This window comes from Streptococcus mitis (genome assembly GCF_026782865.1).
Lineage (GTDB): Bacteria > Bacillota > Bacilli > Lactobacillales > Streptococcaceae > Streptococcus > Streptococcus mitis_CG.
This window is the reverse complement of the sequence record NZ_JAKUXK010000006.1, coordinates 123312-139202: the sequence shown is the minus strand read 5'-3', so window position 1 is coordinate 139202 and position 15891 is coordinate 123312. Positions and strand designations below refer to the sequence as shown.

15 protein-coding genes, 2 tRNA genes and 1 pseudogene are annotated in these 15891 nt (G+C 39.3%); all 18 read right to left on the bottom strand.

The window, feature by feature from the left end; all coding sequences use genetic code 11:
* Positions 1–43 precede the first annotated feature (43 nt).
* The gene (sufU, locus tag MK482_RS05380) at positions 44–481 is read right to left on the bottom strand and encodes a Fe-S cluster assembly sulfur transfer protein SufU (protein WP_125385971.1); all 438 of its coding nucleotides are present in this window, start codon (positions 479–481) and stop codon (positions 44–46) included.
* Entirely contained in the window at positions 468–1694 is a 1227-nt protein-coding gene (locus MK482_RS05375; RefSeq protein WP_268718182.1) for a cysteine desulfurase, read from the bottom strand. Before MK482_RS05375 ends, sufU begins: the two co-directional genes overlap by 14 nt.
* A gap of 10 nt (positions 1695–1704) precedes the next feature.
* Positions 1705–2967, bottom strand: a complete 1263-nt coding sequence (sufD, locus tag MK482_RS05370) for a Fe-S cluster assembly protein SufD (RefSeq protein ID WP_268718181.1) — start codon at positions 2965–2967, stop codon at positions 1705–1707.
* Between the two features lie 27 nt (positions 2968–2994).
* Positions 2995–3765 (bottom strand): Fe-S cluster assembly ATPase SufC, encoded by a 771-nt coding sequence (gene sufC / locus MK482_RS05365; protein ID WP_261086862.1) that lies wholly within the window; start codon positions 3763–3765, stop codon positions 2995–2997.
* A 150-nt stretch (positions 3766–3915) separates the two neighbouring features.
* Positions 3916–4110, bottom strand: a complete 195-nt coding sequence (locus MK482_RS05360; RefSeq protein WP_261086861.1) for a DUF3272 domain-containing protein — start codon at positions 4108–4110, stop codon at positions 3916–3918.
* A 27-nt stretch (positions 4111–4137) separates the two neighbouring features.
* Entirely contained in the window at positions 4138–5793 is a 1656-nt protein-coding gene (gene dnaX / locus MK482_RS05355; protein WP_261086860.1) for a DNA polymerase III subunit gamma/tau, read from the bottom strand.
* Positions 5793–6290: a GAF domain-containing protein gene (locus MK482_RS05350; RefSeq protein ID WP_261040575.1), complete on the bottom strand. Its 498-nt coding sequence runs from the start codon at positions 6288–6290 to the stop codon at positions 5793–5795. The genes dnaX and MK482_RS05350 overlap by 1 nt, the downstream gene beginning before the upstream one ends.
* Before the next feature lie 85 nt (positions 6291–6375).
* Complete coding sequence (gene rpsA / locus MK482_RS05345) at positions 6376–7578, bottom strand: 30S ribosomal protein S1 (protein ID WP_001001631.1); 1203 nt, start codon at positions 7576–7578, stop codon at positions 6376–6378.
* Positions 7579–7738: 160 nt separating this feature from the next.
* Positions 7739–7810: transfer RNA gene (locus tag MK482_RS05340), tRNA-Gln, on the bottom strand.
* Between the two features lie 9 nt (positions 7811–7819).
* Positions 7820–7900, bottom strand: a tRNA-Tyr gene (locus MK482_RS05335).
* A 49-nt stretch (positions 7901–7949) separates the two neighbouring features.
* Complete coding sequence (locus MK482_RS05330; RefSeq protein ID WP_000037113.1) at positions 7950–8180, bottom strand: DUF2969 domain-containing protein; 231 nt, start codon at positions 8178–8180, stop codon at positions 7950–7952.
* Positions 8181–8290: 110 nt separating this feature from the next.
* Positions 8291–9313 (bottom strand): branched-chain amino acid aminotransferase, encoded by a 1023-nt coding sequence (locus tag MK482_RS05325; RefSeq protein ID WP_268718180.1) that lies wholly within the window; start codon positions 9311–9313, stop codon positions 8291–8293.
* A gap of 143 nt (positions 9314–9456) precedes the next feature.
* Entirely contained in the window at positions 9457–11928 is a 2472-nt protein-coding gene (parC, locus tag MK482_RS05320; RefSeq protein ID WP_268718179.1) for a DNA topoisomerase IV subunit A, read from the bottom strand.
* Positions 11929–12003: 75 nt separating this feature from the next.
* A complete protein-coding gene (locus MK482_RS05315) occupies positions 12004–13191 on the bottom strand; it encodes a hypothetical protein (protein WP_268718178.1) in 1188 nt (395 codons plus the stop codon).
* 53 nt (positions 13192–13244) lie between these two features.
* On the bottom strand, positions 13245–13805 hold the full coding sequence (locus MK482_RS05310) for a GTP pyrophosphokinase (protein ID WP_268718177.1): 561 nt from the start codon (positions 13803–13805) through the stop codon (positions 13245–13247).
* A gap of 29 nt (positions 13806–13834) precedes the next feature.
* The gene (locus MK482_RS05305; protein WP_268718176.1) at positions 13835–14698 is read right to left on the bottom strand and encodes an aminoglycoside 6-adenylyltransferase; all 864 of its coding nucleotides are present in this window, start codon (positions 14696–14698) and stop codon (positions 13835–13837) included.
* Positions 14688–15200: a hypothetical protein gene (locus MK482_RS05300; RefSeq protein WP_268718231.1), complete on the bottom strand. Its 513-nt coding sequence runs from the start codon at positions 15198–15200 to the stop codon at positions 14688–14690. The genes MK482_RS05305 and MK482_RS05300 overlap by 11 nt, the downstream gene beginning before the upstream one ends.
* A gap of 83 nt (positions 15201–15283) precedes the next feature.
* Positions 15284–15888 (bottom strand): annotated as a pseudogene (fic, locus tag MK482_RS05295) (protein adenylyltransferase Fic).
* Positions 15889–15891: the final 3 nt, after the last annotated feature.

Genomic DNA, 15891 nt, shown 5'->3' with positions numbered 1-15891 from the left:
TCTTCATTTCTACTGATTCATAAGACAAAAGAAACTTGTCTTACTAATTTTCTTGATTTTCAATTGTTTTCTTTAGGGCGTTCCAAGCTAGGGTTGCACACTTAATTCGTTGAGGGAATTTGGCAACACCTGACAAGAAAGCTGCATCGCCTAGTTGATCTTGGCGTTCATCTTTTTGTCCTTGAACCATTTCAGAAAAAATAGTCGCAAGTTCTAAAATTTCTTGCTTGGTCTTGCCCAAAACAGCATCTGTCATCATGCTTGCAGAGGCAGTTGAGATAGTACAACCTGAGTTTAGAAAAGCGATATCTTCCAAACGGTCATCTACATCAAACTTGACAGAGAGGTTGATGACATCTCCACAGGTCGGATTGTTGAGACTGATTTGCTCAGCATCTTCCAACTTCCCTTGGTGATGTGGATTTTTCGAATGGTCCGCTACCACTGCCATATAAAGGCTATCTAGTTTAGAAAGTGCCATTGAAAAACTCCTTTGTCTTTTGTAAGGCATCGACTAGCTTGTCGCAATCTGCCTTGGTATTGTAGATATAAAAACTTGCACGAGCTGTAGCTGGAACGTCCAAATACTGGAGCAAGGGTTGAGCGCAATGGTGACCTGCTCGAACAGCCACACCTTCATAATCCAAAGCAGTCGCAAGGTCGTGAGGATGAAGATTGCCTAGGTTAAAGGCAATGACACCCGAGCGTTGATCCAAGTCCTGCGAACCATAAATAGTTAATCCCTCAATTGCCTGCAGTTTTGGAAAGACGTATGCAATCAATTCTTGTTCATGGGCTTCAATCGCATCCATACCAATCTTTTCAAGATAATCTACTGCGGCAGCAAGTCCGATTGCACCAGCCATGTTAGGAGTTCCTGCCTCGAATTTCCAAGGTAATTCCTTCCAACTAGCAGATTGTTCATAAACGAAATCAATCATTTCGCCGCCAAATTCTACTGGTGACATTTGTTCCAGATACTTTTCTTTACCGTAAAGAACACCGATACCAGTTGGACCCGCCATCTTGTGACCTGAAAAGGCAAAGAAGTCCACATCCAAGTCCTGGACATCAATCTTCATATGAGGAGTAGATTGAGCACCATCCACCACCATGATAGCTCCAACTTGGTGGGATAATTGAGTGATTTCTTTTATTGGATTGACCACACCAAGAACATTTGAGGCGTGAGCTAGGGAGACAAACTTAACTTTATCAGTCAATTTAGCTCGTAAATCATCCATATCCAGAGCTCCATTCTTGAGATAGACATAGACAAGCTCTGCCCCAGTCTTACGGCAGGCTTCCTGCCAAGGAATGATATTAGAATGATGTTCCATGACAGAAATCAAGACCTGGTCTCCCTCAGTCAAGACTTCCTCTGCAAAGCGCGCTACCCAGTTAAGACTGGTTGTCGTTCCTCTAGTAAAGAGAACTTCCTTTGTAGATCCTGCATTGATAAACTTACGAATGGTTTCACGAGCTGCCTCATAAGAAGCTGTCGCCCTTTCTGCCAAGGTATGAACGCCACGATGAACATTGGCATTGTCCTTCTCATAGTAGCGGTTAATCGTTTCCAGAACTGCTAGTGGTTTTTGTGTCGTCGCAGCATTGTCCAAATAAACCAATGGTTCATCATTAACAATCTGGTCTAAAATTGGAAAATCCTTGCGAATCACTTCTACATCTAACATAGGCTACCCCTTAGCGTTTTGACAATTTTTCTTCGATAGTTGCAATCATTTCATCACGAACTTCCTTGACTGGAATCTCAACGATAACGGAGCCAAGGAAACCACGGACAACCAAACGTTCTGCAGTTGCCTTATCCAAGCCACGGCTCATGAGGTAATACATATCTTCTGGATCTACCTGACCGATAGAAGCTGCATGACCTGCAGTAACGTCATTTTCATCAATCAAAAGAATTGGATTGGCATCTGAACGCGCTTGGTCTGAAAGCATAAGAACACGGCTCTCTTGTTGCGCATCTGCTCCCTTAGCACCCTTGATAATGTGGCCAATACCATTGAAGGTCAAGGTTGCTTTTTCAAGAATAACCCCATGTTGAAGGATATTTCCGATTGAGTTGCAACCATAGTTAGTTACTCGGGTATCAATCCCTTGTACCTGACGGCCACTTGAAAGAGCTATGACTTTAAGATCCGCATGGCTACCATTTCCAATCAAGTCGCTATCAAAGTCCGCAACGACATTCCCTTCGTTCATGACACCAATCGCCCAGTCAATGCTTGCATCGTTGCCTAATTTACCACGACGGCTAATATAGGTAGTGACGTTTTCTCCTAAACGGTCGATCGCAGCAAACTTCACTTGCGCACCAGAACGTGCAATCACTTCTACTGTGATATTAGCAGTTGCTTTGACACTTCCCTCACCGCGTGACTCTAAACGCTCCAGATAACTAATCTTAGAATTTTTACCAGCGATAATCATAATATGCTTGTTAAACGGCACATCACTATCGCTGTCTTGATAGAAAATTCCTTCGATTGGTTCTTTAATCTCAACATTATCAGGAATGTAGAGAACAGCACCACTGTTGAAATAAGCTGTATGGTAGGCTGCCAACTTGTCATCGTCATACTTAACCGATGACATGAAGAATTCCTCAATAAGCTCTGGAATTTCTTCTAAAGCTGAGTGGAAGTCTGTAAAGACGACACCCTGTTCAGCCAACTCAACTGGAATTTGCTCAAAAACAGTTTGAGTTCCTACTTGCACCAACTTCAAGTGATTATCTAGAGCTGTGAAATCTGGAACATTTGCTGATGGCTCACTTTCTGTAATCGTTCCATCACCCAGATTCCAACGGTGGAATTTGACACGCTCAATAACTGGTAATTCCAAAATCTCAATCTTGTCAAAAGCTTTTTGACGGAGATCAGCCAACCAGCTTGGTTCAGCGTGCATTTCTGAAAAAAGTTTAATATTTTCTTTAGTCATTTACTTCTCCTAAAAGACACGAGGAAATTACAATTCTTCCTTGTAGTCGTAGCCAAGTTCTTCAGCTAATTTTGCGTATCCTTCACGTTCCAAACGCGCAGCCAATTCTGGACCACCAGAAAGGACAACACGACCTTCCATCATCACGTGTACCACATCAGGTGTGATGTAGTTCAAAAGACGTTGGTAGTGAGTGATAATCATAGCACCAAAGCCTTCACCACGCATAGCATTAACACCTTTAGATACAACTTTAAGAGCGTCAATATCAAGACCAGAGTCAATCTCATCCAAAAGGGCAAATGTTGGCTCCAACATCAAAAGCTGAAGAATTTCATTACGTTTTTTCTCACCGCCAGAGAAACCTTCGTTGAGGTAACGCTCAGCCATTTCTTCTTTCATGTTGAGCAATTCCATTTTTTCATCTAGCTTAGTGATGAACTCGCGAACTGAAATCTTTTCATCATCTTCTTTACCAGCATTCATGGCTGCACGAAGAAACTCAGCGTTAGTAATACCAGGAATTTCTGATGGGTATTGCATAGCAAGGAAAAGTCCCATACGCGCACGCTCGTCCACTTCCAACTCAAGGATGTTTACGCCATCAAACAAGACTTCACCTCTGGTAACTTCATAGTTTGGATTTCCCATGATAGCTGCAGAAAGAGTCGATTTCCCAGTACCATTTGGTCCCATGATAGCGGCGATTTCTCCTGTTTTCAGGGTCAAGTTAACCCCTTTTAAAATTTCTTTTCCTTCAATCTCAACGTGAAGATCTTTAATCTCTAATACTGACATGATAGTTCCTTTCTTTTTCAAAACCTTTACAGTTCTTACTGGAAACGTACTTGATTTCCCTAGAAAATACGGTAAAAGGTCAATAAATATACTTTTATAGTATAACAAAAAAAAGCCTAAAAGGCTTTGATTTTGTCTAGAAGCTGAGGACTACTCTTTTCCTTTTAAATGCTGGTCAATGACATCTACAATCTTGCCCATCAAGTAACTAACTCGGAAATTTCTAAAGAGCAAAATGGCCCAAAAGGCTGCCATAATATAACGACCAGTCATCCAAGCTTCATTGAAAAAATAGGTCTCAGCAGCTGTAAACAGCGCGATGATAATAAATTGTTGTCTATTCATAAACTTATTGTATCATGAAATCTTTCTTTAGTCTTCCTCTACCTTCACTTTATCAGCCAAAAATTCAAATCCTTCTGGAATCAGACTTTCTTCTGCTTCTTTTTCAGTTTGAGAAGATTTGGCTTTGGCTGAAAAGGCTGCGCGAACTTCTTTCCATTCCTCCATGGAAATGGCTAAAATTTCGGGTGAAAAACCTGCTGCCTGACTGAGGATGTTACCAAACATAGTGTTGAGGTTGTCCCGTTTCATGGTTTGACCAGCATTGAAGTTAGACTCAAAAGCAAGAATAGCATGGTGTTCATTGGCTGCAACCGGTTGAGAACCAACTAGCAGAGCCTTGTCCGGCCCACCTAGACTTTCAATTACCTCTCCCCAGGCATTCTGCAAACGAATCAGATTTTGGCGTGCTAAATCAGGATTTTCAACGGCCTCTTGTAGGATAGATTGAACCTTATTGCGATCCACACGATAAACTGTCTTGCCTACTACTGGGCGACTAGGTGCTGGACTAGTTGGCTTGGGTACAGTTCCTACATTTGCTAGTTCTTGCTTAAGACGCGCAACTTCCTGTCTCAATGCAGAAATTTCATGTTCAACTGCCCCAGAAAGAGTTGGTTCAGGCTTAATCTCTGCCAAACGGATAGTCATCATCTCAGCATAAATCTTGGGCTGCAAACTAGACTTAATATCTGCTAAACTGACTGTCGCCAAGCGAATCATTTCAAACAAATTTTCTTGAGGAAGAGCTAAATTCTCAACAAAGACTGGACTATGATGAGTATTTTCTCCCCCTGTTTGAACAATTAACAAGTCTCTTAAATAGTGCAAAAGGTCGGTCACAAAACGAGTCATGCTCTTACCATTGTCAAAGAGAAGATTTAAGCACGCTAGGGACTTTGGAACATCCTGTTGAGACAAGGCAGACACATAATCATCCAAGGCTGATAGACTAATGGTGCCAGTAATTTCTTCAGAGATAGCAGTCGTCAGCTCATTTCCCTGTGTCAAACTTAGGGCTTGATCCAAAATAGACAAGGCGTCCCGCATCCCACCTTCAGCCCGTCTGGCAATGATTTCCACAGCCTCTGGTTCAGAACTGATATTTTCTTTTTCTAAAATATAGTGGATATGTTCCTTAATATCCTGTGTCTTAATTGATTTAAATTCAAAACGTTGCACACGGGATAGAATAGTGGCAGGAATCTTGTGCAATTCAGTAGTTGCCAAAATAAAGACCACATTCTGTGTTGGCTCTTCCAGCGTCTTTAGGAGGGCATTAAAAGCTCCTGTAGACAGCATGTGAACCTCATCTATGATGTAAACCTTATAACGGGCAAGACTAGGAGCGTAGGTAGATTTATCACGAATTTCGCGAATTTCATCCACCCCATTATTAGAGGCCGCATCCATTTCAATGACATCTTCTAAAATACCATCTGTCACTGCTTGACAAATATAGCAGTTATTACAAGGTTCACCACCCACTTGATTTGGACAGTTCATAGCTTTGGCAAAAATCTTGGCTACACTGGTTTTTCCCGTTCCACGTGGACCAGAAAAAAGATAGGCATGACTTATTTTCTCTTGCTCTACTGCTTGTTTAAGGGTCTTAGCCACAACTTCCTGTCCAACCAACTGGGAGAAGTTTTGACTTCTATATTTTCGATAAAGTGCTTGATACATTAGGCTTTCTCCCCAAACATTGTAAAGTCCCATTCTGTCTTTTCAAGCAAAATAGCGACAAATTGTTCCAAATAATCTCGATCCATAGCATCATAATCATCAATCTCTGAAGAATCAAGATCTAGAACTCCAAGTAATTGACCATTCTTAACCATCGGAATAACAATTTCACTTTTAGCTCGACTATCACAAGAAATATAGTTGGGATAAGTCGTTACATCTCCAACAACAACGGTTTCCTGAAAATGAGCTGCCTCACCACAAACACCCTTGCCTAGCGCAATACGGATGCAGGAAACACCGCCTTGGAAAGGACCTAAAACCAATTCCTTTCCATCGAACAGATAAAAGCCTGCAAATACGGTATTAGGAAAGCGTGATTTTAGAAGAGCACTGGCGTTGGAAAGATTAGCCAAAACATTAGTTTCACCTTCCAATAAAAAAGATAGTTCTTCATTTAACATTTGATAACATGATTGTTTTTCTGATTCTAACATAGAACTATTATATCAAAAAAGGTTTACAGACAAAAGAAAAATCCCTTGTTTAGTAAACAAAGGATTTTATGAATTTTCAATTTGATTAAAGTTCGATATCACCGAACAAGTCAGCCATTGAGAATCCTGTTTGTGTTTCTGGAAGTTCGAAATCACGTTTTTCTTGACGTTTTGGACGACGTGGACGAGCAGCACGTTTTTCTTCTTTTTGTCCTTCTTCTTGAGCTGGACGCTCTTCCAGAGCTTTGATAGAAAGTGATACGCGCTCTGCATCTGCGTTAACTTCAAGAACTTTAACTTGAACTTCTTGACCAACTTTAAGAGCTTCTTTTGGATTTTCAATACGTTTGTGTGAAATTTGTGATACGTGAACAAGTCCATCGATACCTGGCAATACTTCAACAAATGCACCGAAATCAGTCAAACGTTTAACTGTTCCTTCAACTACATCACCTTTAGCCAATTTTTGCTCAACGCCATCCCATGGTCCAGGTGTTGTTGCTTTAAGTGAAAGTGATACACGTCCTTCTTCTTCATTAAGATCAAGGATTTTCACTTCAATTTCTTCACCAACAGTTACAACTGATTTTGGTGATACGTTACGCTCGTGTGACAACTCAGTCAAGTGAACCAATCCGTCAACACCACCAAGGTCGATGAAAGCACCAAAGCTTGTGATACGAGCAACTTTACCAGTTACAACATCACCAACAGCCAATTTACCGAATACTTCAGCGCGAGCTGCTGCAGTAGCTGCTTCAACAACTTCACGACGTGAAAGGATGAAGCGGTTTTCTTTAGCGTCAACTTCTTTGATTTTAGCATCAAATTCTTGACCTACAAAACGCTCAGTGTTACGTACGAAACGAGTATCCAACATTGAAGCTGGGATAAATCCACGAACACCTTCAAATTCTACTGAAAGTCCACCTTTAACGGCACGAGTTCCTTTAACAGTAACAACTTCTTCTTCGCGACCAACAAGTTTGTCCCATGCTTTGCGAGCTTCAAGGCGTTTTTTAGATACAAGGTATGTAACTGTATCAGTATCTTTACCAACTACTTGACGAAGTACAAGAACATCCAATACTTCTCCTACTTTAACAAAGTCATTGATATCTGCATCGCGATCGTTTGTCAATTCGCGAAGAGTCAAGACACCTTCAACACCAGTTCCAGAGATTGCAACGTTAGCTTGAGTCGCATCAACTGTCAATACTTCAGCACTAACAACATCACCAGTCTCAACTTGGCTAACGCTATTTAGCAAATCTTCAAATTCGTTCATCTAAAAAATCCTCCAACAATCAAGTTTTCTTTAACTTGACATACTTATAATTTTTTTCCTAAGCACCCGCAAGGACATGTTCATATCGTTCACGTCTTTCAATTATAAAAATAAAATACCCTAAGATATTTTGCCTTTTATCTTGATTATTACCTAAGAACTGGGGTAGCTGGATTCGAACCAACGCATGAGGGAGTCAAAGTCCCTTGCCTTACCGCTTGGCTATACCCCATTAGTAAAATGGAGAGAGAGGGATTCGAACCCCCGAACCCGAAGGAGCGGATTTACAGTCCGCCGCGTTTAGCCTCTTCGCTATCTCTCCGATATTTAACGAAAACTATTATATCATGAAATTTTCAATAAAACAAGACTTATTTTGCTAAATTATAGTTTTCAATCAAAATTTCCACAGCTTTTTCCAATTTTTTATAAAAACTATCGACATTCCCATTCTTTATGATGGCAAATTGTCCATCTAATTCGGCAATTTCTCCAATTACTTTCTTACCAATGGTCAAGGTATAACCCTCAAAACTATCTTTTCCTACATTAACCTTGGCATCTGCTACTTGAATTTCAATTTTTTTATCTTTCTTACTCATTTCATACCTCTCTTCACTTTTTCTATTTTACAAGAAAATCCTAAAACTAGCAAGAAAAAACTCCATATCAGTGAGTGCAACTAATTTGGAGTTTTTTATGTTTGATAAATTTAGTCAACTTTTACAATCCAACCTTCTGGCGCTTCAATATCACCAAACTGAATTCCTGTCAATTCATCATATAATTTACGAGTCACAGGACCTACTTCTGTTTCACTATAGAAAACATGGAAATCATCACCGTGCTGAATTCCACCAATTGGAGAAATAACTGCTGCTGTACCACAGGCACCTGCCTCTACAAAACGGTCAAGCTCATCAATTGGGACGTCCCCCTCAATAGGAGTTAAGCCCAAGCGATGTTCTGCCAAGTAAAGCAAGGAATACTTGGTAATAGATGGCAAGATAGAAGGACTCAATGGTGTTACAAATTCATTATCAGCTGTAATTCCAAAGAAGTTAGCTGAGCCGACTTCTTCAATCTTTGTATGAGTTGATGGGTCTAGATAGATAACATCTGAGAAATGACGTGACTTGGCCAATTTCCCTGGCAAGAGACTTGCAGCATAGTTTCCACCAACCTTAGCCGCACCTGTACCATTTGGAGCAGCACGATCGTATTCATCCTGAATCAAGAAGTTGGTTGGAACCAATCCACCCTTAAAGTAATTTCCAACTGGCATAGCAAAGATGGTGAAAATGTACTCTTCTGCCGGTTTTACCCCAATAATATCTCCGACACCAATCAAAAGAGGACGAAGATATAAGGTTCCACCTGTTCCGTGTGGAGGTACATATTCTTCATTCGCACGAACAACTGCCTTACAAGCTTCTACAAACATTTCTGTCGGAACTTGTGGCATCAAGAGACGGTCACATGTCCGTTGCAGACGTTTAGCATTTTCATCAGGACGGAAAAGTTGAATACTGTCATCCTTAGTACGATAAGCTTTTAAACCTTCAAAGGCTTGTTGTCCATAGTGAAGACTTGGAGAAGACTCTGAAATATGCAAGGTTGCATCCTCTGTAAGCTCTCCTTGATCCCATTGTCCATTTTTAAAACGAGCAATATAGCGATAAGGTAATTTCATATAGGAAAAACCAAGGTTTGCCCAATCAATCGTTACTGTCATATTCCACTCCTTATTCTAAAAACCTATTTCTTTTATTCTACTATTCTACACTTTTTTTCTAAAATAGCAAGTATATTTTGTAATTTTCAGAAAATTTCTTCAATAAAAAAGAACCAGCTCTTAGAACTGATTCTTCATTTCACTTATTTAGCTTCAGTAAATACTTCTTTAAGATAAGCGTCAAAAACTTCTTCATCTGAAATCGTATCAGAAATGAAGCTTCCGTTGCTGGTTCGTTCTGACAGGTTCAAGTCTTGTAGTCGACTTTCATAGATTGTACCTTTGTTAGATTGAACAATCAGAGTTTGATCGTTCCCGTCCACTTCTGTACTAAAGAGGTCACCAACGAAGCCTTGTTCTGCAACTGCTCCTGCTAAGAAGACCCGATGCGGTTTGTTTTTCAACTCACGTAAGACTTGTAACCCTCGTTTGGCACGGCTGGTTGCCGGAATTTCCTCAATAGAAACACGTTTCAAGCTTCCACGCTGAGTCAAGAGGTAGAAGGATAAGGTGTTACAGATAAAGGCAGATTGGAGGACATCATCTTCTTTCAAATTCATAGCCTTGACACCTGCAGCCTTAGCACCGACAACTGGAACCTCTTCGATATTGAAACGCAGGGCATAACCATTTTGGCTAATCAAAAGAACATCATCTAGTTTAATCGGAGCCACTGCTACAATCTGATCTATCTCGTCTTTGAGCTTAGCATACTTGACAGACTTAGATTTATAGGTCCGCCATGGAGTGAACTCTTTTCTCTCTACACGCTTGATTTGACCGAGACGAGTCGCAGCAAAGTAAGTTGTCGCATCATCAAACTGATCCACGACTTCCACATAGAGGATTTCTTCGTTAGTTTCAAAGTTTGTGATGGTTTGGCTCAGATGCTCTCCAATATCCTTCCAGCGAATATCTGCCAATTCATGGATTGGTCGATAAATGACATTTCCAAGACTTGTGAACATCAAAAGATGCTGGGTTGTCTTGGCAGATTGTACAAAGATCAAACGGTCATCATCACGTTTGCCAATTTCTTCCAAGGTGGAAGCTGCAAAGGAACGTGGGCTGGTACGCTTGATGTAACCTGCCTTGGTCACGCTGACATAGGTATCCTCCTCAGCAATCAAACTAGCTGTATCAATCTCGATTGCTTTCGCAGTGTCTTCTAAAGTACTCAAACGTGGAGTCGCAAATTTCTTTTTGACCTCACGGAGTTCTTTCTTCATGAGATTGTACATGGTCCGTTCATCACCGATGATAGCCGCAAGCATGGCAATCTTTTCACGAAGTTCTGCTTCTTCTTCCTGCAAGACAACTACGTCTGTATTGGTCAAACGGTACAGTTGCAAGGTAACAATAGCCTCAGCCTGTTCTTCCGTAAAATCATAGCTTACCTTAAGATTTTCCTTAGCGTCCGCCTTATTCTCAGAAGCACGGATAAGCGCAATGACTTCGTCCAAGATTGAAATCACTCGAATCAAACCTTCGACGATATGGAGACGTTTCTCATCCTTTTCCTTGTCAAAGCGTGAACGCGCTAAAATCACTTCACGACGGTGGGCGATGTAGCTAGACAAAATCGGGACAATCCCGACCTGACGAGGTGTAAAATTGTCAATCGCCACCATGTTAAAGTTGTAGTTAATTTGCAGGTCTGTGTATTTGAAGAGATAATTGAGAACGAGCTCCGTATTGGCGTCTTTCTTAAGCTCAATAGCAATACGAAGACCGTCACGATCAGACTCATCACGAACCTCAGCAATACCTGCCACCTTGTTATTGACACGAACATCATCAATTTTCTTAACTAGGTTGGCCTTATTGATTTCATAAGGAATCTCAGTGATAACGATTTGTTCCTTACCACCTTTTAGCTTTTCAATCTCCGTCTTGGAACGAACAACCACACGCCCTTTCCCAGTTTCGTAGGCTTTCTTGATTTCGTCACGCCCTTGGACAATTCCTCCAGTCGGGAAGTCTGGTCCAGGTAGGAATTCCATGAGCTTATCAACTTTGGCAGTTGGGTGGTCAATCATGTAAACTGTCGCATCGATAACTTCAGCCAAATTATGTGGTGGAATATCTGTGGCGTATCCAGCCGAAATACCAGTAGAACCATTGACTAAAAGGTTGGGAAAGGCTGCTGGCAAAACTGTCGGCTCTTTCTCCGTATCGTCAAAGTTCCAAGCAAAAGGAACGGTCTTTTTCTCGATATCTTGAAGAAGGTAGCCAGCAATCTCTGACAAACGCGCCTCGGTATAACGCATAGCCGCAGGCGGATCTCCGTCCATAGAACCGTTATTACCGTGCATTTCTACCAAAATCTCACGATTTTTCCAATCCTGAGACATACGAACCATGGCATCATAGATAGAAGAATCCCCGTGTGGGTGAAAATTCCCCATGATATTCCCAACAGACTTGGCTGACTTGCGGTAGCTCTTGTCAAAGGTATTACCATCCTTATTCATCGAATAAAGAATGCGACGCTGAACCGGCTTCAATCCATCACGAATATCTGGCAAGGCCCGGTCTTGAATAATGTACTTGGAGTAGCGACCAAAGCGCTCTCCCATAATGTCCTCCAGGGACATGTTTTGAATTTTAAACATGACTATAAACTTTCTTAATTTAAATTATTCCTTCTAGCTAAAATTCTTTACAGTTTAAACTTACTATTGATACTATCACCTAATACTTTCATCTAGTACTTTTTCCACCCTATATAAAAAACAGATTAAGTAAAATATAACGAATAAAAACAAAATAAATATATTATAAAAATTGAGTTTTCCACAAAAAAAATAAAAAATAATGAAAACGGAAAAGAAAAAATATATCAAAGAAGAAATCTTCGAAGGCCATCTCCTTCTAACCGATACAAGTTTATACTGATACTTTTTAGAAAAATCTCTTTTTTCGTAAGTAATCCCCTCAGAATATACATTCAATTGAGAATTACAAAACGATATAAATAATAGATAAATAATGACCGACAAAATGATATAAATAATATTTTTATATTCAAAAAATAATAACCAAAAACTAATAGTAAGGAATATAGTTGGCATGATGAATCCTAATAACCAGTCAAATATACTAGATATCAAAGTCCATATAGTCTCGATTTTTTGAAACATGAAAGAGAAATTATCAAAAACTGTTTCACCAATGGCTGTTTCTAACTTCTTATCAAAATTAGATTTTGAAAACTTAATATTAGTATATACATATTTTTCATTGTTTTTTTTCCTATGTTTTAGAGCATCCTCAACAGTGGAAATATCCATACTTTTTTCATAATCCCAAATTATTTCTAATCTTTTCAACAAAGGGTATCTTTGCCCCTCTTTATTCAAATTATCAAAATTACTGATTATGTACATTGCTCTTAGTGAAAGAATTAATAACAAAAGTATCAAAATAATATTAAATAGATATTCATATTCACTTACACTATTAACTATATTTTGAAATGATTTTTGAATTTGTCCCCAAGTAGTTTCTGGTAATATCTTTGAGATAAATGTATTTGTACTTAAAAAAGTTAGGATTCCTATAACTATGTCCTTAATTGAAAAAGTTAACTGATTACCTTTTTTCTCTACAAATTTAATATAATCTTCAAATTCTTCCTTCGTGATACCATAATCTAATAACTTTGAGCGTAATTCAAATAGAATTCTATCAATCTCAAAAACTGTAGTATATTTTTTGTTTAATATAGTACCATTCATTCTATGCCAGTTCTTGTATTGTTTCTCAATTATAATAAACAACGGTGAATCATTAAATTTTTTACTTCTACGTTTCCTAAATTCGATAAAAGTTAAAAAAGCAATTAAAAACAGAACCATCGTTAGCGCTTCAGACATTAAATTCTCCTTTATCTAAACATCACGTCAATTATTAGTGAGTGTAACTATTTTCATCCCACAAATCCTCGTTTATACTTAATATGACTGGCGATATTGCTATCTACATCATTCTTATCCCAAAGTTGGAGTTCCCATGGGTAGTAAAAATTACTTTTATTTTTAAAATAGATATGAATACCGACATAGCCATCTTTATCACGTAAATACCAGTTTTTTAGTCCGTACATCTCTTGCCAATCATCTAATTTCTCCATGACTTGAGCAATCTCTTTGGAACTTAAAATCATACGAGCACCAAAAATATCATTAAGAATAGAATTCACAGGATAGCCCTCTTGACGCTCAGAAAAACGTGTAATTTTATCTAAAATAGACTCAGAAGTTTTAACACGATAAACATAGGCAATATCTTGGACATCCGCTTTCATCAGATAGTCATTAATTGACTCATGTAAATTCAGACGGTAGGCCAAAATCGCTTTCGTCGGAACTTTTGAAAAGGTATGCTTGAGATTGATTTTCTCCACCTTACCCGTTTCAAAATAATCTTTAGAATACTCTAGATGAATACGATTAATCTCTGTAATGAGGCGTTCCACTTTTTCAATCATGAGTCTTCTCCTCTCACTTTTTCATTTTTCTAGTTATTCCCAAAATTCTTCACTCTCTCCTCAGCATACTCAATCATCTTCTCAGCTACTTCTTTATCGTAGTCAAATCCCATTTTTTGAGCAAGGATTTGCGCTTCTCGGTGGAAAAATTTCATGGTAGCAAATAAAGACTGGGGGATTTTATCTAAACTTGAGAAATCAAGTAGATTTGAAAATTGTTTCTCTTTCTCAGTAGGTAAATAGTTAAAGAGATACTTGTAGTTTTTGCCGATATCGACCTTTCCCCTATCGCTTGCTACCTGCCAAGCCAAGACCTTCAAGAGTTCTTGTTGGCAAATACCGTATAGATGGTCCATCGCATAGATGACTTGATTACGACAAATGCCCTTGACTACATAGGCAGACACCCACCAAAATTCATTGCAGGAATTTTTAAAATCTGTCTCACTAGCTGGACTCATCCAGAAACGCTCTAGATTTTGGGAATAGGGTTCAAATAAATGTTCTGGGTCTTCCAAAACAGTGAATCCTGCCTCACTATCTACCCACTCTTTGATATACTCTTTAGGGCAGAGAGTTAAATCAATACGGTTGCCGTCTTCAAAGAGCATGAGATAAAGACGACGATGGTCAAGAGCAATCTCTTGCTCGATAATGCGTTTCCCAAACTGGTCTAACCAAGAAAGGTCACTCGTCAGATTATCTAAATCGTCCACGACATAGACCACGTCATAGTCTTGAAATTCATCTTTTGGTGCCTTTGGGTTTGTCTGTGAACCAGACATGGCGACAGCCTCGACTTGTAGAATTTTAGCAGTCTGTGAAATCAACCTCAGCATTTGCTCTTGACTTCTATATTTTCTGCACCTATCTTTTATAGAGTCATTTTTCATAGCCGTCTTGCTCCTCTTGTTTTTGGATGCCTCGTGTTCTTTTCTTTTCAAGTTCCCCTACGATTAATTCGATAGTTGAGCAAATCCCCAAAACGATTAAAATAAAATAAAACAAATTAATATCGTTTCTATGATATATTTGAAAGCTTCTCCATAATACAAAAGTATTTACTAATGAAAGAAGGAAAAGTAAAATAGCATTGAATAGGAGTGTTATAGCAAACTTGCTCTTAAAATACCTATAATGTTTTCCAATCCGATAGAGGGTATATAGTGAGAAAACAATCATCAAAGGTGTGAAGGCAAGTGCATAAAATAAGATAAACCCTATTCCTGAGTATGGTTTACTTTCCATTGGTAGATCTAATAGACAGATACCAATAGTGAGGATGTTCAATATGAACAATGATACCGTGCGAGCACACTCTTTTCTACCTTTATTAGTCATTAAGTCATATATAATTCCAAAAATGGCTAGGAGAACAAGGAAAAAAGGCAACATTAATAACGTAATCAATACTGCACCTCCAATAGTTTTAGCGATTGTTTACATACAAAAGATGATCGTCACCTTTACTTGAAACTTTACAACTCCTCTGTCTGGTAAAGGTTACACCCTTCGTAATAATATGAAGAATCCATACCCTTAAAGAAACGGGTCTGAGTAAGGTCATCCGTCAGATTATTGAGGAGGAGATACTTGAGTTCTCCAGTCGACACTGCACTACGCTTCATGGCATTCAGGTATCCATCCTTATCAATGGCGTTCCAATCTACCACTTTCCCTAGCTTCTGACGAAGCATACAATCTAGCCAAATCCGTATGGCGCGTCCATTCCCTTCGCGGAAAGGATGGGCGATATTTAGCTCAAGGTACTTTTCGACAATCTGCTCAAAGGTCTGCTGAGGCATCCTGTCAATATTTTCCAAGGAAGCTGCTAGATGCATATGACAGGCGCAAAGCGAACATTCCCTTTGGCGAGATTGACTGTCCGAATCTGGTCGGCGAAGTCATAGATTTCTTTAAATAAGAAACCATGAATAACGGCCAGAGTCGCATAGGTGCCAGTTGCTTTATCGTTCAGAAGCTGCTTTTCAAAAAGCTCTTTCGCTCGGGTTCTGCTGATTTTTTCTTCCATCTTGGATAGTTCAAGCAAATCTGTCATACCCAGTTTGTTGTCAAGCGTCATAAA

Bases quoted from the DNA above. Each gene is read 5' to 3' on its own strand.
- dnaX (WP_261086860.1), bottom strand. From the start codon at position 5,793: ATGTATCAAGCACTTTATCGAAAATATAGAAGTCAAAACTTCTCCCAG.
- MK482_RS05315 (WP_268718178.1), bottom strand. From the start codon at position 13,191: ATGTCTGAAGCGCTAACGATGGTTCTGTTTTTAATTGCTTTTTTAACT.
- MK482_RS05310 (WP_268718177.1), bottom strand. From the start codon at position 13,805: ATGATTGAAAAAGTGGAACGCCTCATTACAGAGATTAATCGTATTCAT.
- MK482_RS05325 (WP_268718180.1), bottom strand. From the start codon at position 9,313: ATGACAGTAACGATTGATTGGGCAAACCTTGGTTTTTCCTATATGAAA.
- sufD (WP_268718181.1), bottom strand. From the start codon at position 2,967: ATGACTAAAGAAAATATTAAACTTTTTTCAGAAATGCACGCTGAACCA.
- sufC (WP_261086862.1), bottom strand. From the start codon at position 3,765: ATGTCAGTATTAGAGATTAAAGATCTTCACGTTGAGATTGAAGGAAAA.
- MK482_RS05375 (WP_268718182.1), bottom strand. From the start codon at position 1,694: ATGTTAGATGTAGAAGTGATTCGCAAGGATTTTCCAATTTTAGACCAG.
- sufU (WP_125385971.1), bottom strand. From the start codon at position 481: ATGGCACTTTCTAAACTAGATAGCCTTTATATGGCAGTGGTAGCGGAC.
- MK482_RS05330 (WP_000037113.1), bottom strand. From the start codon at position 8,180: ATGAGTAAGAAAGATAAAAAAATTGAAATTCAAGTAGCAGATGCCAAG.
- MK482_RS05360 (WP_261086861.1), bottom strand. From the start codon at position 4,110: ATGAATAGACAACAATTTATTATCATCGCGCTGTTTACAGCTGCTGAG.
- MK482_RS05300 (WP_268718231.1), bottom strand. From the start codon at position 15,200: ATGTTGCCTTTTTTCCTTGTTCTCCTAGCCATTTTTGGAATTATATAT.
- parC (WP_268718179.1), bottom strand. From the start codon at position 11,928: ATGTTTAAAATTCAAAACATGTCCCTGGAGGACATTATGGGAGAGCGC.
- rpsA (WP_001001631.1), bottom strand. From the start codon at position 7,578: ATGAACGAATTTGAAGATTTGCTAAATAGCGTTAGCCAAGTTGAGACT.
- MK482_RS05305 (WP_268718176.1), bottom strand. From the start codon at position 14,698: ATGAAAAATGACTCTATAAAAGATAGGTGCAGAAAATATAGAAGTCAA.
- MK482_RS05350 (WP_261040575.1), bottom strand. From the start codon at position 6,290: ATGTTAGAATCAGAAAAACAATCATGTTATCAAATGTTAAATGAAGAA.